The sequence below is a fragment of the Streptococcus infantis genome, from assembly GCF_047460405.1.
GTDB lineage: Bacteria > Bacillota > Bacilli > Lactobacillales > Streptococcaceae > Streptococcus > Streptococcus infantis_Q.
Genome location: NZ_JASHGH010000001.1, coordinates 174,417 through 195,618 on the forward strand (window position 1 = coordinate 174,417; position 21,202 = coordinate 195,618).

Annotated in this window: 24 protein-coding genes and 1 pseudogene; 1 reads left to right on the top strand and 24 read right to left on the bottom strand. The window is 40.2% G+C overall.

What is annotated here, in order from left to right; all coding sequences use genetic code 11:
* Window positions 1–204 precede the first annotated feature (204 nt).
* From QM928_RS00810 to QM928_RS00860, 11 genes are all read right to left on the bottom strand, one after another.
* Entirely contained in the window at window positions 205–936 is a 732-nt protein-coding gene (locus QM928_RS00810; protein WP_075231956.1) for an NAD-dependent protein deacylase, read from the bottom strand.
* 230 nt (window positions 937–1,166) lie between these two features.
* Entirely contained in the window at window positions 1,167–1,877 is a 711-nt protein-coding gene (gene deoD, locus QM928_RS00815; protein ID WP_075231957.1) for a purine-nucleoside phosphorylase, read from the bottom strand.
* A gap of 352 nt (window positions 1,878–2,229) precedes the next feature.
* Window positions 2,230–2,940, bottom strand: coding sequence for a type 1 glutamine amidotransferase (locus QM928_RS00820; RefSeq protein WP_248035462.1), 711 nt, complete (start codon window positions 2,938–2,940; stop codon window positions 2,230–2,232).
* Window positions 2,937–4,172, bottom strand: coding sequence for a chloride channel protein (locus QM928_RS00825; protein WP_248035464.1), 1,236 nt, complete (start codon window positions 4,170–4,172; stop codon window positions 2,937–2,939). Before QM928_RS00825 ends, QM928_RS00820 begins: the two co-directional genes overlap by 4 nt.
* 4 nt (window positions 4,173–4,176) lie before the next feature.
* Window positions 4,177–4,986: a purine-nucleoside phosphorylase gene (locus QM928_RS00830; RefSeq protein WP_000173180.1), complete on the bottom strand. Its 810-nt coding sequence runs from the start codon at window positions 4,984–4,986 to the stop codon at window positions 4,177–4,179.
* Window positions 4,983–5,543, bottom strand: a complete 561-nt coding sequence (locus tag QM928_RS00835; RefSeq protein WP_414273342.1) for a DUF1697 domain-containing protein — start codon at window positions 5,541–5,543, stop codon at window positions 4,983–4,985. Before QM928_RS00835 ends, QM928_RS00830 begins: the two co-directional genes overlap by 4 nt.
* Window position 5,544: 1 nt before the next feature.
* Window positions 5,545–6,756, bottom strand: coding sequence for a phosphopentomutase (locus tag QM928_RS00840; RefSeq protein ID WP_414275957.1), 1,212 nt, complete (start codon window positions 6,754–6,756; stop codon window positions 5,545–5,547).
* Window positions 6,757–6,784: 28 nt separating this feature from the next.
* On the bottom strand, window positions 6,785–7,468 hold the full coding sequence (gene rpiA, locus QM928_RS00845; RefSeq protein ID WP_414294245.1) for a ribose-5-phosphate isomerase RpiA: 684 nt from the start codon (window positions 7,466–7,468) through the stop codon (window positions 6,785–6,787).
* Window positions 7,469–7,573: 105 nt separating this feature from the next.
* Window positions 7,574–8,503, bottom strand: a complete 930-nt coding sequence (locus tag QM928_RS00850) for a peptidase U32 family protein (protein ID WP_414294246.1) — start codon at window positions 8,501–8,503, stop codon at window positions 7,574–7,576.
* A gap of 126 nt (window positions 8,504–8,629) precedes the next feature.
* Window positions 8,630–9,310, bottom strand: coding sequence for an ABC transporter ATP-binding protein (locus tag QM928_RS00855; RefSeq protein ID WP_414294247.1), 681 nt, complete (start codon window positions 9,308–9,310; stop codon window positions 8,630–8,632).
* A 13-nt stretch (window positions 9,311–9,323) separates the two neighbouring features.
* Window positions 9,324–10,379: an FtsX-like permease family protein gene (locus tag QM928_RS00860; RefSeq protein ID WP_414294248.1), complete on the bottom strand. Its 1,056-nt coding sequence runs from the start codon at window positions 10,377–10,379 to the stop codon at window positions 9,324–9,326.
* 349 nt (window positions 10,380–10,728) lie between these two features.
* Between QM928_RS00860 and QM928_RS00865 the strand changes: the two genes are divergently transcribed.
* Complete coding sequence (locus QM928_RS00865; RefSeq protein ID WP_001145235.1) at window positions 10,729–11,004, top strand: DUF3270 family protein; 276 nt, start codon at window positions 10,729–10,731, stop codon at window positions 11,002–11,004.
* A gap of 108 nt (window positions 11,005–11,112) precedes the next feature.
* On the opposite strand, the gene QM928_RS00870 is transcribed toward QM928_RS00865, so the two are convergent.
* From QM928_RS00870 to QM928_RS00930, 13 genes and pseudogenes are all read right to left on the bottom strand, one after another.
* Entirely contained in the window at window positions 11,113–12,447 is a 1,335-nt protein-coding gene (locus QM928_RS00870; RefSeq protein WP_414294249.1) for a sensor histidine kinase, read from the bottom strand.
* Window positions 12,440–13,111 carry a response regulator transcription factor gene (locus tag QM928_RS00875; protein WP_414321982.1) on the bottom strand — a complete coding sequence of 224 codons (672 nt, stop codon included), beginning with the start codon at window positions 13,109–13,111 and terminating at the stop codon, window positions 12,440–12,442. The genes QM928_RS00870 and QM928_RS00875 overlap by 8 nt, the downstream gene beginning before the upstream one ends.
* A gap of 115 nt (window positions 13,112–13,226) precedes the next feature.
* Complete coding sequence (locus QM928_RS00880; protein ID WP_075231912.1) at window positions 13,227–15,773, bottom strand: M1 family metallopeptidase; 2,547 nt, start codon at window positions 15,771–15,773, stop codon at window positions 13,227–13,229.
* 122 nt (window positions 15,774–15,895) lie between these two features.
* Window positions 15,896–16,336 carry an ASCH domain-containing protein gene (locus tag QM928_RS00885; RefSeq protein ID WP_075231913.1) on the bottom strand — a complete coding sequence of 147 codons (441 nt, stop codon included), beginning with the start codon at window positions 16,334–16,336 and terminating at the stop codon, window positions 15,896–15,898.
* A complete protein-coding gene (locus QM928_RS00890; RefSeq protein WP_075231914.1) occupies window positions 16,333–17,181 on the bottom strand; it encodes a putative PEP-binding protein in 849 nt (282 codons plus the stop codon). The genes QM928_RS00885 and QM928_RS00890 overlap by 4 nt, the downstream gene beginning before the upstream one ends.
* Complete coding sequence (locus tag QM928_RS00895) at window positions 17,159–17,659, bottom strand: NUDIX hydrolase (protein ID WP_414294251.1); 501 nt, start codon at window positions 17,657–17,659, stop codon at window positions 17,159–17,161. The genes QM928_RS00890 and QM928_RS00895 overlap by 23 nt, the downstream gene beginning before the upstream one ends.
* Before the next feature lie 39 nt (window positions 17,660–17,698).
* A pseudogene (locus tag QM928_RS00900) lies at window positions 17,699–18,303 on the bottom strand (DUF6707 family protein).
* Window positions 18,304–18,352: 49 nt separating this feature from the next.
* Window positions 18,353–18,724, bottom strand: a complete 372-nt coding sequence (locus QM928_RS00905) for an Imm51 family immunity protein (RefSeq protein ID WP_075231916.1) — start codon at window positions 18,722–18,724, stop codon at window positions 18,353–18,355.
* Between the two features lie 61 nt (window positions 18,725–18,785).
* On the bottom strand, window positions 18,786–18,974 hold the full coding sequence (locus QM928_RS00910; protein ID WP_414321983.1) for a hypothetical protein: 189 nt from the start codon (window positions 18,972–18,974) through the stop codon (window positions 18,786–18,788).
* Complete coding sequence (locus QM928_RS00915) at window positions 18,920–19,150, bottom strand: hypothetical protein (protein ID WP_414294258.1); 231 nt, start codon at window positions 19,148–19,150, stop codon at window positions 18,920–18,922. Before QM928_RS00915 ends, QM928_RS00910 begins: the two co-directional genes overlap by 55 nt.
* Window positions 19,151–19,186: 36 nt before the next feature.
* Window positions 19,187–19,885, bottom strand: a complete 699-nt coding sequence (locus QM928_RS00920) for a 3-oxoacyl-ACP reductase (RefSeq protein WP_315638900.1) — start codon at window positions 19,883–19,885, stop codon at window positions 19,187–19,189.
* Window positions 19,878–20,114, bottom strand: a complete 237-nt coding sequence (locus tag QM928_RS00925) for a DUF2829 domain-containing protein (RefSeq protein WP_042768384.1) — start codon at window positions 20,112–20,114, stop codon at window positions 19,878–19,880. The genes QM928_RS00920 and QM928_RS00925 overlap by 8 nt, the downstream gene beginning before the upstream one ends.
* Window positions 20,115–20,212: 98 nt before the next feature.
* Window positions 20,213–21,139 (bottom strand): aldo/keto reductase, encoded by a 927-nt coding sequence (locus tag QM928_RS00930; protein ID WP_414294252.1) that lies wholly within the window; start codon window positions 21,137–21,139, stop codon window positions 20,213–20,215.
* Window positions 21,140–21,202: the final 63 nt, after the last annotated feature.

Below are 21,202 nucleotides of genomic sequence, written 5' to 3' on the forward strand. Positions count from 1 at the left end.
TCAGCATGTACTGATTGACTAAAAAATGAAGGTTTTCATCCAGAAAGTCTTCATTTTTTCCTTTTATTCAACAATTAAAAATAACTCGAGCAATTTATAAATCAACAATAAAATTCTCCTAGAAATGAAGAGAATCTTGGTCATAGTTTCTGAGGCGTGATACAAAAAAACTGAAGGAAGTATAGTCCTACTTCTTTCAGTTTTTTATTGTCTCAATTTAGAAAAAACTTCTCCAATCTTACCTTCGATAACTAAATCAGCTTGGCTGTCTTGAGGAGTGCTGGACTTGTTGATAACGACAAGACTTGACCCTGAAAAATAATTGATTAGGCTAGCTGCAGGGTAAACAACTAAGGAAGTTCCACCAATGATCAACAAATCTGCTTGCCGAATGGCTCGAGCTGCGCGACTAAATACATCCATATCCAGAGGTTCCTCATAAAGGGTCACGTCAGGTTTGACCACCTTGCCACAATCTAAGCAGTAGGGAACTGGACCTTCAAGTTCCAAAAAGGCAGTCAAATCATAAAAGCGATGACAGCCCAAACAATAATTACGATCTGCACTACCATGAAGTTTCAAAACTTTCTGAGATCCTGCCATTTCATGGAGGCTATCGATATTTTGCGTCACAATCGCCTTTAATTTGCCTGTTTTTTCCAACAATGCTAGATAATCATGTGCTAAATTCGGCTTGGCATCTGGATAGACCAGATACTTTTTGTAGAAATCAAAAAAATCCTCTGGATAGCGCTCAAACATAGTGCGTGAAACCAGTTGTTCGGCAGTAAAATGGCGACCCAACTTAAGACTATAAACACCATCAGAACTTCGAAAATCTGGAATATTAGACTCTGTAGAAACCCCTGCACCACCGAAAAAGACAATTCTCTGACTTTGGTCAATGATACCTTGTAGTTGTTCAATTTTATCCATTTCACCCCTCCTTAAGCCTTTTGTTCTAAAAAAGTTGAAAACCTTTAGCTTCTGTCAACTAGGCTTTCAACTTTATTTGATTATGATTTAAATGTTAAACTGACTACTTTTGGTCCTTTGACATAATTTGACTTTCTTCAAAATCCTTATTCTCATCTATTATAGGATTGAAGCAATGAACATGCTTATCATTTTGAGAACAAGAGTAATCACATGAATGGAATCTAACTTTAGTCAGCAATCAAAGTTTCTAGACCAACCTTCATCATATCTGTGAAAGTATTTTGGCGTTCTTCAGCTGTAGTGTCTTCTTCTGGGTTAACCAAGCTGTCAGAAATCGTCATAATGGCAAGAGCATCAACATGGTGTTGGGCAGCAAGATAGTAAAGGGCTGCTGCTTCCATCTCCACTGCTTTCACTCCCCACTTACCAAGTTCGATATTCTTCTCAAAGTAATTTGAGTAAAAGACATCTGAAGACAAGACATTACCAACGTGAGTGGTCATATCAAGATCTTTGGCGATATGGTAGGCTTTATCTAGTAAATCAAAGCTAGCGATTTGTGGAAAATCATATAGTGGCCAGTCGTTACGGATGATGTTTGAGTTGGTAGCAGCTGCTTGCGCCAAGACCAATTCACGGACGTGAACATCCTCATTCAAAGAACCAGCAGTTCCGACACGGATCAATTTCTTCACACCGTAATCGACAATCAATTCACGCGCATAGATGGAGATTGATGGCATTCCCATCCCTGTTCCCATAACAGATACACGATGGCCCTTGTAAGTCCCAGTGTAACCAAACATGTTACGGACTTCGTTAAAGCAAACAGCATCTTCTAAAAAGTTCTCAGCGATAAATTTCGCACGAAGAGGATCTCCAGGAAGAAGAATTTTATCAGCAATTTCACCCTGCTTAGCAGCAATATGGATAGACATAGTTTATGATACAAAGAGCGACCAGAAAGCGACTGAAAATTAGGAATCTGACGAGAAATCCTGATTTCACAGTCAGATTATCTATTTTCCGAGCTTTCCGCTCGTGTTCAAATCTGAACACACGCTCTACCTTTCTTTTTTGATATACAAGACAGGCGACAGAGAACAAAGTAAAAATAGGAAACTGGCGACGCATTGTAAATGCTAGACAGTTTATCTTTTTTACACAGTTCTCCGCCCGTATTCAGTTCAGCGAATACAGTTAACCCATCCTTTCTTTTTTAATTGAGTAATTAGAAAAGCTTTCTGCTCGTGTTCAAATTTGAACACACGCTCTACCTTTCTATTATTTTTAATTTGTTAATGAATCCAAAAATGCATAGAGTTTTGCATTCATTTCTCGATAAGCATAGTTACGAATAGCTTCAGACTTTTGAACATAAGTCAATTTTTTGCTTTGTTCTTCCAAAACTTCTTCACCATCCGCAGCAATTAAGAGCTCTACTGCTTCTGGATCAAATTCCAAATGAGCTTGGAAGGCATAGTGTTTAGGACTAAAGCGAATAATCTGACGTGGACAGCCTTGACTGGTCGCAAGGACGATAGCATCCTCTGTTAATCCCGGCATATCTCCATGCCAGTGACCAGTATTTAAAGTTTGTCCAAAAACTTTGACATGATTGTCTTTTAATCCAGCTTCAGTTAGCGTTATTGGAAAAACACCAATCTCACGCTCTGGACTATGCTCATACTCTGCGCCATAAGCAACAGACAAGAGTTGAGCACCAAGACAGACCCCAACAATATAACGATCTGCCTTCATAGCCTTTTGAATCAGCTCAATCTCTGCCTGAGGATCGTAGTATGGAAAAGTTTCCCGATCTTCATCTGGCGATTGAGGTCCCCCCATCACAATTAAGAAGTCGATTTCATCCACTGTCTCTGGTAAGGCTTCATTCTCATAGACTTTGGTCGTGGTCACTTGATGGCCACGATCCTGCGCCCATTTTAGATAAGCGCCCGGCACTTCAAAGGTTTCATGCAGTACAAAATGTACCTTCATCGTTTCTTCTCCCATCTCTTTCGAATCACGTAAGACAGACCAGCCGCAAGTACAAGCGGAATTGTCAAACTCCAAGTTTGGCCTGTAAATCCAAGGCTCAGGGCAATGGCTGTCAGAGGAGCTTTTAAGGTCGTCCCTAAAAAGACGGTCGCTCCTAGTAACATCCCTAGAGCAGGATCTAGATGAATCCCAACTGCTGTCAAAAGCAAGGTCACTAGGTAGCCAGATCCAATCCCTAAGGCAAATGATGGTGTTAAAGTTCCCCCATAAGCACCATTGCGCAAGAGGAAATAAACCAGAATCCCCTTCACTGCAAGAGCCAGTGGAAGATAAGGAATCGACTGGCTAGACAAGAGGGCTTGCGCTAGTATCTGGCCATTTCCCATAAAGATAGGGAAAAAGATTGCTAGTCCCCCCAGCACTAGAAAGGCTAGCGGAAGAGCCCAAAGAATCGACCCATTCTTCCGCCGTTTGTGACTAGCCCGCTTGGCTAGGAAAGCAAAGACCAGAGCCAAGGGAGTAACCAAGAAAGCAATCACAATAGCCTGAAAGAAACTGCTAGCCGACCATGAGACTGCGGACAGGTGATAAATAGCCTCCTGACCAATGATGGACTGAGCGACCCAGGTGGCCAGATAAGTGCTGGTCAAAACCAGTAGAAGGTTCTGCCAACTGTAGGCGAGTCCTAAAGTCTCAAAGACGAACAAGCTACTGGCAAAGGGAACTTGATAGACCGCAGCTAAACCAGCTCCAGCACCACAGACAATCAAGACTTTTCGCTCTTTGAGGGCTAGAGAAAAACCTTTCGCCAAGCGACCAGCTAGAAGAGCCCCAACCTCACGTGGTGCTCCTTCTTTTCCGACCGATGCACCTGCTCCGACAATCGCAACCTGCATCCCTGCATGAAGGAGGTGGGCTAAGAGCGCTGGTTCCCTGTCTCCAGCTAAGTCAATTTGCTGGCGAATAGACAGAATCTTATAACGCTTTTGCAAGACATACCAAAAACCAGCTGCCAAACACCCAGTCACACATAAGACCAAAAATCTACGGAGACCTCCAGCTTCTTGAAATTGCTGGAGTAAATCCGACTTATCTTGGCCAAAGGCCAGCCCCTGCACCCCTTCTAGTAGATAATGACAGGCAATTCCGACCAGACCCGTCCCTATTCCTAATGATAAAGTGGCTAGAAGCACTCTCAGTCCATAGGGAATACTTTGGAGTCGTACTCTCATAACATTACAATTCTGCAAGAATCGCTTTCAGCAAGCCTTTAAAGTCGCCTTTGACACGTTCGGTCACTTCTACCACTTCTTCGTGGTTGAGTTCTTCTTGGAAACCAGCAGCAAAGTTGGTAATACATGAAATACCAAGAACTTTCAAGCCAGAGTGAGCTGCAACGATGACTTCTGGAACGGTTGACATTCCGACAGCGTCTGCACCAAGTGTCTTATAAGCACGGATTTCAGCTGGAGTTTCATAAGTTGGACCAGTTACACCGATATAAACACCGTCATCAAGTTTAACACCAAGCTTTTCAGCAACTGCATGAGCTGTAGCACGGTATTCTGGAGTGTAGGCTTTTGACATGTCTGGGAAACGTGGACCGAAGTCATCTAAGTTTTCACCGATTAGAGGGTTTTGGCCTGTCATATTGATGTGGTCAGTGATAGCCATCAAAGTACCAGGACCAAAGCCGATACCACCAGCAGCATTGGTAACAATCACACCTTCACAGCCTAAAACTTTCATAACACGAACAGGGAAAGTAACAACTTCCAGCGGATTTCCTTCATAGAAATGGAAACGTCCTTGAAGGGCTAAAACTTTACGTCCTGCAAGCTCACCGTACACCAATTTTCCAGCGTGTCCAACAACAGTAGAACGTCCCCAGTTTGGAATCTCAGCATAGTCTACCACAACTGGATTTTCAATTTCTTCAGCAAGTTCGCCAAGTCCTGATCCAAGAATCAAGCCGAACTCTGGTGCTTCTACTCCCTTTTCTTTTAAGAAAGCAGCTGTTTCATTGATTTTTGCTAATAATGTCATTGTCTGTCTCCTTCATAATCTTTTAAAAATTGACCGATTTTGTCAAAGGTTTTTGCATTTCGAATAGTAATATTACGATAGAAAGGCATCTTAAGCAGGTACTTGTGATAGGCTGTTTTGCTATAGGTTTCTTCTGACAATTTGCCCCAGAAGATCCCCAGTTTCCCGAAATGAAGCACTTCATCTACCAGTTCCATACTTTCGACTTTCTCGATGACTTGCTTGATATCCAGTCCCTCAGTATAAAAGAGAACATCCTTTCGAGCCATTTCTTGGAACCACCATTCCGGAAGAGTTCTAAGCTCCTCTTCGTAGTCTTCTTGACTTAACAAGGAAAAACGTTGGATAAATGGATAATGTTCTTTAAAGAAATCCTGTAGCCTCTCAACCAACTGAGTTCTAGGTATACTAGTATCAAAGAAAATATTGCCACTATTGATGTAGGTTTCAACATTTTCCAATTCCAACTCTGTCAATTCTTGACGAAGCTGGGCCATGACCACCTTATGTTTTCCACCGACATTGATCCCTCTAACCAGTAATGCCAAGCGAGTCATCTTAAACCAATTTATCTAAGAAGCTTTCACCAATCATAGCCTTATCTACGCCAAAGTTATCAGCGATTGTTGCCGAAATATCAGCAAAATGACCGATTGGTAAGTGTCCATTTCCTTTTAGTGATGGGCTATAGGCCAAAAGTGGAATGTATTCACGAGTATGGTCTGTACCAGCATAAGTAGGGTCATTACCATGATCGGCAGTAATCATAAGTAGATCATCTTCTCTCATAGCAGCGATAAGTTCTGGCAAACGTTCATCAAACTCGTGCAAGCAATCGCGGTAACCATGTGGATCACGGCGGTGACCGTAAAGGGCATCAAAATCGACCAAGTTAGTGAATGAGAATCCTTTTTCAAACTCAGCAAGGCCCATTGTTGTCAAAAGCGTATCAATTCCATGGCTATTTGACTTATTGTGGCCCATATCATGGTTCACCCCAGCACCATTAAAGATATCGCTAATCTTACCTACTGAGTAAGTATCAATACCTGCTTCGTTGAGTTTGTCCAAAACTGTGGGAGCAAATGGTGATACAGCCAAGTCACGACGATTTGCAGTACGTGTGAAGTTCCCAGGCTCACCAACATAAGGACGTGCAATAATACGACCTAGAAGAGCTGGACGTTCTAATGTAATCGAACGAGCGTACTCACAAATACGATAGAGTTCATCTAAAGGAATAATGTCTTCGTGGGCCGCGATTTGAAGAACCGGGTCAGCTGATGTATAGATGATCAACTCGCCTGTTTCCATTTGACGTGGTCCAAAATCATCGATAACAGCAGTTCCTGAGTAAGGTTTGTTTGCTTCACGGATTACTTTACGACCTGAAAATTCTTCAATCTTTGTAAGGATTTCTTCTGGGAATCCATTCCAGAAAGTATCGAAAGGTTCAGTGATATTGAGGCCCATGATTTCCCAGTGACCTGTCATGGTGTCTTTACCTAATGATACTTCCTCAAGTTTAGTGTAGTAACCACTAGGATTTGCCTCTGTGGGAACCGTTTTAAGGGATGTCTCACGCTCGATGTTCCCAAGACCAATCTTAGCCATGTTAGGAACATTCAAACCAACTGATTTTGAAATATGGCCAAGTGTATCAGATGCTCCATCTGGAACCCCTGCATTGACAAAGTTATTAGCATCTGGTGCTGCACCGATTCCTACAGAATCTAGTACCACCAAGTGAATACGATTAAATTTTGGCATAGTGTGTCTCCTTTTTTGATTATTTTGATTATTTCCCTTTTGTTGAAGTTAAAACCTGAACGCCAGCTTGCCCTGCAACAATCACTTTATCAACCATTTGATTAAATAAACCGTGCTCAACAATACCGACCTGAAGATCCAGTTGATGACCAAAAGCAATCGGGTCTTCAATAACACCTAAATCAAGATCAATGATGAAATTTTTCATATCCGTCACAAAACGTTGGCCATCTTTTTCACGAAAACTTGGCTTATAACCAGCTTTTTCAAAACGACGGAAAACCTGTTCTGCTCCGTATTGGACAACTTCGACAGGTAGTTTGAAAGCGCCCAGTTTCTCAACCATTTTGCTCTCATCTACCACCCAGATATACTGTTTGGTTGGTGTTGCAACTACTTTTTCCATTAGAAGTGCACCACCGCCTCCTTTGATACCATTAAACTGGCGATCTACCTCATCAGCTCCATCAACAGTCACATCAACCTCATCCACCTCATCAATAGACTTAAGCGGTATATTCAAGCCTTGTGCCTGATTCGTCGTTACACTCGAAGTCGTTACGGCTGTAATTTGAAGTCCTTCCTCCTTGATTCTACGACCAATCTCCTCTACGAAATAATAGGCAGTCGAGCCTGTTCCAAGTCCTACAACCATTCCATCGGTTACGAACTCAGCAGCCTTGATGCCTGCTATTTTTTTCAGATTTTCCACTTAAACACCTCCAAACAAAAAGCTACTTCTATTATAACATGAATACGCTTTAAATTCATCCTTGCACTAGAAAAACCCGAACATTTTATTTCGGGTTTCTGATTCTTATTTAACCATGTCAGGATCGTAGTCATAAAATCCTGTGTCAAGGAAACGATTTTTAGGATGGAGCTTGCGAACTTCTTCATCAAGCAAGAAAGCTTGGTCATGTGTAAAGTTCCCTTCTTGAATCAAATTGCGCGCTTGGATAAAGAGTTTTACAATTTCTACAAAATTTTGGCCTGGAGTGTAGAGACCTTCTAGTTTCCAATGAGTGAAATCATGCTCTACCAACTCTGGCAATTTGGTCATCAAATCGAGGTCGTTATTGGCAAAAATGTGAGTTCCATGATTGTCTTCAAAAATAGAGTAATGGCTATCTGGATCACTAGGCTCTGCTAAGAAGAGGTCGCGTTGACGTGTTTTTTCATCATCAATCTGAGTAAAATTATAGTAATTCTGCAAGAGTGGACGCTTAGAGTGGTGGATAACGCTTGCTCCATAGACCAAAATTTCAGCAGGAATTTCCAAAATCTCAGGCATTTTAAAGAGTTCAGCTGATGGAATTTCACGAGCCAATACTGCCTCAGAAGCGCCAGCCTTTTGTCCCCAGAAATTGATCTGACGGCTGCTAGTTACCATGGTTGAGGCATCATATATGGTTTTAAAAGAATAACCATCGCGATTTACAACATAAAAAACACCCGCATCCCCAACAGTAATGTAGTCTGTTTTAATTTCTTCCAAGAAATCAAGGAAGGGCTTGATACGATCCATCATATCCTGATGCATAAGGGCATTGACCGCTACGATCAATTCCTTACCTGCATCATGAACCAGACCAGCTATGGTTCTCAGTTCATCATAAGAAAAAGTCTTTGGTAGGCGAAGTCCAAAATCTTTCTCACCAACATAGATGCGGTCAACTCCCGCCTCTAGTAATTCTTTTACTTGTTCAATGCTTTCAGCAGTTACTGTAATAATAATCTTTTCCATAAGAAAAATTATACCACATTTCTGAAAAATCAGCTATGGGCAATCTATTTTTTAAGAAAAGTTATACTCTTCACTTTTAGAAAAAGAAAAGTGAACCACCTTTACTAGAGTTCACTTTATATTCTTTTATGCTTGTATTTCTTCAACAAGGTAACCATCATTCATGATAAAGACACGGTCCACCTTATCGAGAAGTCTGGTGTCATGCGTAATCATCACTACTCCTCTTCCCTGTTCATGTGCAATTGAAGCAAGCATATCCGTCACTTGGTAGGCTCTTTGTGTATCAAGACTAGCTGTTGGTTCATCAGCAAGTACGATGCTGGGATTATTATAGAGTGCTCTTGCAATTGCTGCTCGTTGACGTTCTCCCCCAGATAAGGCCTTTGGATAATGATTTTGAACTTTGTTCAGGTCCAACAAATCAAATAACTCTTGACGGTCACTTTTCGAAGATTTGTCTTTATCTAGTCGATCAATTAGGTCTAATTGTTCCTTAACGGTTAAAAAAGGAATCAGATTTGAAGCCTGTAAAATAAAACCAAATTCCTTAAACCGAAGATCTGTTTTCTCTTTTTCAGTCAAATTACCCGTTTCTGTTCCCTTTACTAAAATCTTCCCACCTGTAGGCTCCTGCAACTGCCCTAAGGTGGTCAAAAAGGTTGTTTTACCAGATCCAGAAGGACCAACTATGGCAACAAATTCACCTGCATTTAGTTGAAAGTTCGTCTCGTGTAGTGCAACGACTTTCATATTTCCTTCTCCGTAACTTTTCGTCACTTGCTTCATTTCTATCAATGGTGTCATATAAGTCTCCTTATCATTCTGCAATAGCCGTTATTGGATCAACTTTGAGCAAACGAGGGAGAGAAATCACTCCTCCAAGTAATGCCATCAAACAAATTCCCAAACTCAATCCTAAATATGCTAACCAATTTGGATAGAAAACGAAGGTTGCAGGTAAAACAAGGATGACACCTACAATTGCCAATAAGGCTAGACCGATCCCAAAACCTGCCAGCAATATAATTTGACAAAAAAGCGACCAAACAATAGTTTTAACCTGAATTCCTTGAGCTCTCATAATCCCATAGAGGCCTAGTTTTTGAATAGTAATAATATAAATAAAAATACCAATAATAAGACCTGATATGATAATCATCGCTAAAATCATGCCTGAAAATACGTTTACTTGAGGTGTGTAGCCCGGAATATGGGCAATCATGTTTTGAATGGTTAATTGACTTAAACCATCAGCAGATAGCTGAACATCATTTTTTAAGACCAAAGCAGAAATCGAGCGACCTGCATTCAGACTACCTTGCAAGGTCCAATAGCTAGTCAAATTTGTAAATACTACAGGTTCTGTAAAAAACTTATTCCCTTTCGTAAGTCCAACGATTGTATAAGAATTTTCACTTCCATTCAGTTGAATGACATCGCCTAGTTTAATTCCATAGTTTTCAAAAGACTGATCAACTACCACTTCTTGGTCATTTTCTGGGTAACGCCCTTCAATCAAGGTTGGCGAGATAAAACTGTTCCACTCTTGACCAAAAATAGAGACATTTATCTTGTCACCGTTGTTAACAAGGTTTGTTACCGCAAACATGTAGCTTAGGGGAACAGCATCCCCAGACACTTTATCTTTGTAGTCTTTTTCAGGTATAAAGGATGCAGTCAGATTATCATTTGCATAATCGGATAGAACAACTCCTGTTGCTTGCCAATTATCAATAGCAACCCTATTATTTCGAACGAGTCCTAAAGCCAAACTAGTCATAAAAAAGACCATAAAAGCAATGAGAAAAATGGTTGTTAGAATTAAACTGTATCGCAGTTTATTCTGTAAAATTTCTTTGATAGCAAGATACACCGCAAATCTCCTTTTACTTTTCTAAGAGTGGAAAAAGCTCACTCAGCATCAAAAATAAAAGACAGAAAAATCTGTCTTTCATGCAAATCTTTTCATTCATCCTACAAAGTGGTTCTAAATCTACGGAAACAACCAGCAATTGCTACTTATATTTATTTCGCTTCCTCATTACAAAAACTTGAACAGCCAAGATGTTTTGAGTGTTTACCCATCCTATCATCTTTGGGTAAGAGTGTCAAGAAATTTGTTTCATCATTTGAAAACAGACTTTATTCTTTTTGTAACCTTACTGTAATAATTTTTTTCTTGAAAAATGGTAAAATGAAAGAGTACTGTTAAGGAGAGAATCATGCCCGTAAGAAAATATCAATCGTATGAGTTTGAAGAAGAGGAAACTCAAACAACGCTATACCAAGACTATGTTCCAGAAACAACTTCCGTTGCTAGTTTGAAGGAAGTTCTTTTCTTTGTAAACATTGCTTGTTTTTGCGTCTTTTTAGCCTTGTTTAGCTTTATCTTTTTAGCCCTCAAGTTCAATACAGTTCTGGCTTTTAGCCTAGCAATTGCCTTGAGTTTAGCGGCATCAAACTTTCAACGTTCAATGATTAAGAAGAAATTATATTAGATTCAAAAGGTCGGGATTTTTGTCCCGACCTATTTTTTATAAGATAACTAAAAGACTGCAACTAGAAAAGCGATACTTGGTCTACCGCTTTCTAAGTCACAGCTTTTTTTATTTATTTTTACGCTTGGATGGTGTTTGGATGGCGATTTTTACTTCAAAAATCGTACCATGTGGTTTGTTATCCTTAACACTGATGGTTCCTTTTAAGGCATCGACAATCTGCTTTGCCAAGGATAAACCTAGCCCAAAGCCACCTTTTTGGCGAGTACGAGCTTTGTCAACTCGATAAAAGCGATCAAAAATTTTCTTTTTATCTGTTGCAGAAATACCAATTCCATCATCAGCTACTGACAAATAGAGATTACGCTCCGTCGTAGCAATGACAAAATGAATATCTCCTTCTTCTTCTGTGTACTTGACAGCATTGTCAAACAAGATAGTCATCAGTTGCTTAAGAAGAAGCTTATCTGTTATGATGGTCCGATGAATACGATTTTCAAAATGAAAAGCACGGTTATTTTCAGACGCAATCATTTCATAGCTGGTAAAAGTTGTGTTAAAGAAATCCGGCTCTACCTCTCCTAACTCCGGTTTAATACCGTCATCACGACGAGCTAAATTAAGTAGATTAGTCGTTAAAAATCGCATGTTCCGAACTTCTTCTAGACTGGAGGCAATACTCTCACTTGACTCCATAATAGTTGCCTCAGGTTTTCTGAAAAGAGTTTCTAGACGATTTTGAAGAACAGCCAATGGAGTTCGTAACTCATGACTGGCATTTTCCACAAAGCTCTGTTGCTTTTGCATGCTCTCAAGTAAAGGTTTAACACTGACACGCGCAAGATAAAGGCTGGCAAGGATGGATAAAATCCAGAAGCTAGCCATGACTACCACGATTAATTGCTCATGATTTTGACTGATTTGCTCTATCTGACTGGTATTCATCAAAACCGCTGCATACTTAATATTGGTCGAGACAGAATCGATATTTATTTCAGATAAAATCACTCGGTAAATCTCATCCTGACCGTAACTATTCTGAACATGAAGTTGTCGAATATGATTCAAATCCTTTTTATTAAAAGTAATCTTATCAAGACCTAAAAAGCGGTTGCCAGTCACTAATTGATTCAAATTTGAATCCAACAAAATCACTTCTGTATTGGAACTGACCGTTGGTTTTTTATCCGTTGATGGAGTCACGGATTGACTATTGAGATCTTTGACTTCATCTGTTGCTCGATTGACAGCCAACTGGATGACATCTTGAGGATTGCCACTGAGAGACAGAAGCTTCTCATCCACTGAGGTGTAGAGACTAGAGTGCATAACCTGCAAGATAATCAAGGTCATAGCAGAGAAAATCAGAGTAAATACTCCAAAGTTACGGATAAAGTAGCTAAAATCTTCTGCATACCAATTCTTTTTAAATTTATTAAACATGTTTTAAAATATACCCAACACTACGCAAGGTTTGGAGGTTTTCAGCAAAGACTGATCCCTTTAATTTCTTACGAACTTTTGATACGTAAACCTCTACGACAGAGATAGTGGTGTCACTGTCAAATCCCCACAAACGGTCAAAAATTTGTGTTTTTGGTAAGATAACATTTTGATTTTGGAGGAAATAAACCAAAAGATCAAATTCTTTACCTAATAGTTCAACAACAGTATCATTAACTCTAACCTCATTGGTAGATAGATTAACTGTCAAATCACCATAAGAGAGGGTGTTTTCATTGAATTTGCCAGAACGTTTGAGAAGCGCCTGGATACGCATCTTGAGTTCTTCTAGATAGAATGGTTTTGTTAGATAATCATCTGCCCCAAGCTCAAATCCATGACCTTTGTCATCGAGACTTTCCTTTTCTGTCATGATAAGAACTGGTGTCGAAACGCCTTTTTCACGTAATTCTTTCAAGACTTGGAAACCATTTTTTTCAGGCAACATCAAATCAAGCAGAATCAAATCATAAACGCCACTTTCAGCCTCATAGAGACCTTCTTCACCATCAAAAACTTGCATGACATCCGCAAAATCATCCAGAAAGTCAAAGACTGAATTTGAAAGGCCTAGGTCATCTTCCACTAATAGAATCTTGATCATCAAAAATTCCTCCTTATTATACCTATTATAGCAAAAATATCTTAAAAAAAACTCAACTTCCCTTGTTTTTCCTAGAGAAAGTTGAGTTTTTGTCATCTAGTTAGACTAGAATCTTTTAAGCTTTGCTAAATTGAACAACAGCTGCTTCAACTGCTGCTTTTTCACGTTTAATCAATTCAACGCGTGCTGCGATTTCCTTGATTCCCATACCGATGTTACGGCTAAGAGCTAGGTCAGAAAGTTGAGGCTCAAAGAAGGCCTTGTATTCTGCCAAGCGTTGTTCTGTCTTAAATACATGGGCAGGCAGAATAACAAAGCTATCAAAGCTCATATCTCCACCAAGAGCAGCCTTAATCCAATCCCAATTTTCACGCGCCCAAGCCCAAACTGGTTCCTGAGTTTCCTTATGACCTAAGAACTGATAATACCATGCAGACAAATCTTGAGGTTTGACCACAAATTTGTCCTTCCAAGAAGCAATCAAGATTTGGATATTATCCGCATCTGTACTGTAGGCAAGCGCAGCTGCTAATTGACGTTTGAAAACTGCATCTGTTGCGTGAGTATAAGTATCAAGATAAAGTGCTAACAAATCTTTAGTCTCATGATGTTTCATTTCATTGATGAGAACTTGTGAACGGATAGCTGCTGGAAGGCCTGCAAGATTTTCCTTGTGGGCTGCGAAGATTTGGCTAGCGACTTGACTAGCTTCTGCATCATTTGAACGAATCATCATCGAAACAGCCAACTGACGAACCAATTCATCCTCATCTGATTCTCCGTCTTTAGCTTCAAAACCAAGACGGTCATAGTTATGACGAGCCAATTTAGCAACCAATGCTTTGAAGGCTCTTTCAGCTTCTGTACCTTCATCGATAAAGCGCTCAAGGGCAGAAATCACTTGAGAAACGGCTGAAACGACGAGGTAAGATTCTTCTTTAGCAAGTTTATCAAGAACTGGGAGCAAGTCAGCATAAGAAATGTGTCCTGCTTCAGCAAGTAAACGACGTTCTTGAACGATTTGCAGTTTGCTTGTGTTATCAAGTTCAACCAATTCTGAAAGGATAGCATCCAGTAATTGACCTTGATAGTCAGTAATGTAGTGGGCAGTATTTTCAGTGTTGAGACGAAGAGCTGATTTGTTTTCAGCAAGAAGCGCAGCGTAACCTGGAATTTCGATGCTTTCAGTTTCGAGAGTATCTGGTAGGCCTTTCCAGTTGCTGTTAAGCGGCACTACCCAAAGACGGTTCTTGTCTTCATGCTCACCGATGAAGAATTGTTTTTGCGAAATCTTCAAAACATCATTTTCAACTGTGGCAGTGAGAACTGGGTAACCAGGTTGTTCCAACCAAGAATCCATAAATGCTGCAACATCACGACCTGATGCTTGACCAAGGGCATTCCAAAGGTCACGACCAATGGTGTTTCCGTACTGATGTTTTTCAAAATAAGCGTGCAAACCTTTAGCAAAATCAGCATCTCCTAGCCAACGACGAAGCATGTGCATAAGACGGCTTCCTTTGGCATAAACGATAGCACCGTCAAAGAGCGTATTGATTTCATCTGGGTGTTTGACTTCGACGTGAACAGATTGAACACCATCCGTCGCATCGCGTTCAAGAGCAAGAGATACTCCACCTGTTTGGAAGTCCTCAAAGATATTCCAACTTGGCTCGATAGCATCCACACAGACGTATTCCATCATGTTAGCGAAGCTTTCGTTGAGCCACAGGTCATCCCACCACTTCATAGTCACAAGGTTACCGAACCATTGGTGAGCAAGCTCATGGGCAATGACAAGAGCAACTTGTTGACGGCTGGCAAAAGTAGAATTCTCATCCACAACCAAGTATACTTCACGGTAGGTAACTAGACCCCAGTTTTCCATAGCACCTGCTGAGAAGTCAGGAAGGGCGATATGAAGAGATTGAGGAATTGGGTACTTGACTCCGTAGTAGTCTTCGTAAAACTCGATAGAACGAACGGCGATATCTAGTGAGAACTCAAGGTTTGAAAGTGGATGTGCCTTGGTTGAGTAAACACCTACCAAGGTACCATTTTTAGTTTTAGCCGTTACTCCTTGCAAATCACCAGCTACGAAAGCCAGCAAATAAGAAGACATGCGAGGTGTTGTCTCAAATTTCCAGATACCTGTTTCCTTACGGTTTTCAACATCAATCTCAGGCATGTTTGACAAGGCCAATTCGCCTTCTGCTTGGTCAAATCGAAGAGCAAGGTCAAAAGTTGCTTTAGCTTCTGGCTCATCCACACATGGGAAGGCTTCGCGGGCAAAGTGACTCTCAAACTGAGTAGACAAGACTTCCTTCTTAACACCATCAACTGTGTAGTAAGATGGGTAGATCCCTGTCATGTTGTCTGTGATTTTCCCTGAAAAAGCGATGACCAAATCAACTGAACCTGCTTCTGCAAGTTGGATATGAAGGGCTTCGTTTTCGTTATCAAGAGTGAATGGACGAGCTTGAGCTGCTACTTCTACAGAAGCGATTTCTAAGTCCTTTTGGTGAAGGGAAATACGGTCACTCTTAGCTTGACCAGTAATGGTTACTTTTCCTGAAAACGTCTTAGTCTCACGACTCAAGTCTAAAAATAAATCATAATGTTCAGGAACAAATGTTTCAATATAATGTTCTACTGCTTGCATCATATTCTCCTATTCTATAATTCTGAGCAAATGCTCTAGTTCAAACATACCTATTTTATCATATTTTAAGTCAGAAAAAAGCTTTGGACGGCGATTTCCAAAACTTTCTTCCTTCTAGTAGTCTACAAAGGGTATACCTTGCGAAATTCTTCCAAAACAACCTTGCTGTCAGGTGTAAAATCCAGACCTGCTTCTCCTAACCAGTCTTTGAAAAAGTCTTCATGAACCTGACGCCAATAGGCGAGGGATTTGTCACCTTCCCCTTCTTTGAAGGCATGATCAGCAGACACTTGATGGAAAGGCTGAACGGAAACCTTTGTAATTTCAATAATGCAGATAGCTTGATCCTTACTGTCTAAAATAACATCAAAGGTCCCTTCTTGGGGAAGGGGTTCGTCCTCTACTGCGTAAAGATCGTAAGCTGAGGCAGTTGCTGTTTTTTCGCCTTTTAAAACCAAATCTGCCAAGAGATCGGCCTCCACTCCAAAGGCCCAGGCATCTATCTCATCACCGATAGAGGGATTGATTTTCTTGTAGATATTCCACATTTCTTGCGGTGTCATGGGTTGCTCCTTTGTATTTTTTTACTTTCTTCTTTTATACGTTTGAGATGATCTGGATGGTCAATCTCTAAATTAAAAATCTCCGGAATAGAACTGTAGTGGATAATGCACTCAATCCCCATCTGATTCATTTTTTGTATGAAAGAAGCATTCAGATAACCTGCTACAGCAATGTCAATCTTTTTAGTCTTTGCTTTTTCCTTCATTTGTCGGAGTAAGTCTAACATAATTGGATTTTCCATATCATGCCATTGACTGTTCCTCACAGTCGCAAAAACAAAAGAAGTCAAATCATTCATTCCAACTACAATCTTTGAAATGCCCGTTTCCAGTATCCTGTCTAAGTCAAAATAAGCTGATGGTAATTCAATCATCGTGCCGATTTTACCAGTAAAACCATGCTGACGTAACACTGTAATAGCTCGTTTTAATTGGTCTGCATCATTAACAAAAGGAAAAATAACAGACAGATTGGGATTGGTTTGATAAACTTCTATAACGACATGTGCCTCAGCCTGAAATTCATCTGGACACGCCAATAAACGCCTAGTCCCTCTATATCCAAATAATGGGTGGCGTTCGTCAAAATACTCTTTAGTCCCGTCTAGACTATTTGCTTCTGCATTTGTTAACTCTGAAAAGCGATACCAGACTTCTTCATCTGAGTACAAATGACAAATAGTGTCTAGATAATCTTTTACAAATTTCTGACAACTTGGTAACAGAATGTTTTGGTTGAGCTCTCTTAGCAAGTATTCCCCACGAATCATACCGATATGGTGAAATAGTTGAGGATAAACTTTTTCAACAATTTGTTCTCCACTAAGAGCCAGTTGGTTTCTCATCTTTCACCTTCCAATTCATGTAAGAGGTCTTGTCCAATTCTGGAAATCCTCGTAACTCTGCCTTCACCTTCAATACTAAAGGTGAGGCATTGTCTGCAGTAATCTCTTCTAAATTCAACCAAATTGCATTTGCTGAATCATTGCTTCCATCAAGAAGCTTCTGAGGAAGGGATTGTTGAGAGCGTTTGAAATCGAGTACGATATCATAAAAGGCCATGATATGGTGTACTGCGAAATCTTGCCCTTCTTCCTGAACTATCACATCATAAATCCTGGGTTTTGAATAAGAGCTTATCGCATATCCCGTCTCTTCCAGAACTTCTCTCTTGAGAGTTTCTGTCAATCCCTCACCGAGTTCCTGACTACCACCCGGTAAATCAAAACGATACTGATAAGGTCCTCTCGTTTTCTCAACGCAAAGCAATTTCCCATTCTCATAGCAAACGCCATAGACACCAAAGTGATTTTTGATTTCCATATTCCACTCTTTCTAAAAGTCAAAGATTTCTAGCTCACCTTATCCCTTAAAAGGAAAGAGGCTATAGATTTCATGTTCCTTGATATACTTCTTCAGTATCTCCATATTCTCTTCAATTTTTGCCTGAATATCTGTCTCTTCGCACGTTGACTCAGCAATAAAGAGGTGAATCTTCAATAAATCTGTCAAGTATAGCAGACGGCGTTCCATTTCTGATTCAAGACTTGAAGCTTGCTCGATTTTTGCAAGCTTGTGCTCCAAGCTATCACCATTCAAAAATCTCTGATGAACTCTCCTTCTTATGTTTCGAGTGGATTCCTCCCCTTGTTCCAACGGAGATAAAAGCAGTTTTTTATAGGCAGATAGTTTATTTTCTGTTTCTCTTTCCATCCAGGCCAATAAAACCAGAGAGCTATCAACAAAGGTCCAAGTGTTATAATTTCCTTCAAATGGGACTTGTATGACACTCTCCAATAATTTCTTAGTCATTTCCTCTTGACCACCTAGATAAAGTAAATAGGCCAGATGATTCAGCGATTCGAGATAGCTAGCTTGGGTTTTCTTATTCTTTTTTTAAATTTTATCTAAATAGAGATGTAGTCTGGATGATTTTCCAGTTGTTCAACTACTTCTGGTAGCTTCATTTGAAATCCTTTCTATTCTTTTTTAAAATTTTAAATAGATTTTAGTCAACTAATCCAACTCTGCTCGACTGAACAAGTCTTTCATAGCTTCGATATCATCGCAAAATTCTTTAAATTCTAAAGTGAATTTAGCCAAGGCGTCCACCTTGGAAGAATAGGCGCAAAACATACTTCCTTCAGGATCAAAGTCGATATCATCGCTTAATTCAGGCATTTTTTCCTCCAAAAATACCAAAGCTAGCGATTCCCAATCGTAGCCATTTCCTTCGGCTCCTTCGTCTTCTCGAGTATCAAACACTTCCTGTCTATATTCTCCATCAGGGTAATAAATGAGCGACCCTCGAACATTTTTAGGATCCTCATCATATACAAGCAGGCTAAAAGGGGCAATTTTTTCATTTATGTTTTCGTAATCTATCATTTCTTAACTCCTTATTGTATTTGTTAATTATCAATGAAACTGCATAAATCTAGTATGCTTACTAGCTTTCAAAGGTCATAAAGCAATCATGCTGATTATAATAATTCAAAGCTTCGACCAAGTCTTGGTGACTTGCATTTGGTTTTTCCTCAAGTGCGACTGCAAGGACATCAATCAACTGCTCTCCATAGTAGACTAGCTGGAGATGTTGATCCGATGCATCAGCTGGGTAGACATCACGGTCTTCCATAACATCTGGATAATCTGATACCCAATCTGATAAGTTTCATTACGCTCCTCTAGATCCTCCTTGGCATACAAACAGATACCTGTATCTCCAATTTCATAGGGGTCAATCTCTTCCCACTCTGATAAAAACCGATAGTAAAGATTGGGCAAGACAAATCCAAACTCATCTCTTTTCATGGCTTACCTCCACATATCAACTGAGTATCAACTATATTACTTCAAAGACCAACCACCATCAATCGTCAGGATTTGTCCCTGCATGGCAGATGCATTCCCACTTGCTAGAAAAAGTGTAACATCTGCTATTTCCTCTGGCTCAATCCAGCGTTTGATGGGTGTTTCACTTGCTACCCAGTCTGCCAATCCACCTGGTTCAAAGTCAGCTGCCGTCATGCCCGTCTTGACTGCACCTGGTGCGATTCCAAAGACCTGGATACCTGCTTCTGCATAGTCCAAAGCCAACTGTTTGGTAAATCCTGCCAATGCATGCTTGGATGAGGTATAGGCGTTGCCTCCTCCACCAGCTAAACTTGAAGCAATGGAGCACATATTGATGATGATTCCATGTTTATGTTCCAGCATTTTTGTTAAATAATAGCGGGTCAACTCTACTGGAGTTACGTAATTGATTTCAAAAATCTCTTGGATTTCTTGGGCGGATTGTTCTAGTAAGGGCTTGTAGTCATCCAATACACCTGCCGTATTACATAAAATATCCACCTGAGGGCACCAGTCAAAAATTAGTTCCAAGTCAAGCGTTAAATCACGTTGTAGAAAGTGAAAGTCACCTTGTAAGGCAGGCTTTTCACCCTGATCCACTCCGAAAACCTGATAACCTTTTTCTAAAAAGAGTCGAGCTTGAGCCAGACCAATCCCTGAACTTACTCCCGTAATCAATACACGTCTAGTCATGCACTTCTACCCAGTCTGTTGCTAGGACATCACATGGTGTCGGACTCCACATGGAAAAACCTTCCCCTTCACCAGACACGTTGATGAGGAAATAGGGTGTCACTTCAAGAGCGACCCCGTTTTGCTCGATAGTGTCAAAAAGTTGGACATAGTTTTCAGCTCCACCCCAGCCAGTACGTACGTATTTCTTTTTTGTCTTTAGTCCTGGTAAAATTTCTTCAAATGTCATGTTTTTCTCCTTTGTTATCTATAAATCTTAATTTAATTATAACAAAAAACCGTTTTCCAACGGCTTTTTGACTGTGATTTCTTAAAATGCATTTTTTCCTAAGGCAAATCATTCCCTGCTGCTAGGTAAATCTCATACCATTCTTTTCGAGTTAGAGTCAAGTTACTTGATTGACTAGCTTCTATCAAATGTTTAGGGTTAGTTGTTCCTACTACTGCTTGCATCTTAGCTGGGTAACGTAACACCCAAGCGATAGCAATAGCTGATGGGCTTACACCGTATTTTAAGGCTAGTCGATTTAGAACTTCATTTAGATCATGAAATTGCTCTTTTCCAACAAAATTACCCTTAAAATAGCCAAACTGCAAGACTGACCAGGCCTGAATGACTATATCGTTTAGTTTGCAGTATTCAAAGACGCTTCCATCACGCACAGCTGCCTTATTACCTTCCATATTGACATGGAAACCTGCTTCAAAACCTGGCGTGAAAGCTGCACTTAGCTGGAGCTGATTGATCGTTAGAGGCTGTTTGACTTCTTTCTTCAGCAATTCCATCATCATTGGATTTTGGTTGGATACACCAAAATCTCTAACCTTGCCCTGTTTGTGTAAGATTTCAAAAGCTTCTGCCACTTGGTCAGCTTCCATCAAGGCATCTGGGCGATGGAGAAGCAAGCTATCTAGATAATCAACCTGCAATCGTTTTAGAATCCCATCAACTGACTCTAAAATATAATCTTTTGAAAAATCAAAATAGGTAAATTCTTCTATGCGAATGCCACACTTGGACTGAATCCACATCTTTTCTCGCAGGTCAGGACGATTGTTTAACACTTGACCCAGTAATTCTTCGCACCGACCACGACCATAGATATCTGCCAAGTCAAAGGCGTTGATTCCCACAGATAGGGCTGTTTCTACCAGCTCTTCAACTTCTTTTACAGACTTATCACTAATTCGCATCATGCCTAGGACAATTTCTGATAGTTCTCTTTTCTCTTGACCAAATGGAATGTATTTCATGGCAACTTCCTCCGTTTTTATTCATTATAAAGCAGAATGACACTTTTATCAACTGCTACCTCA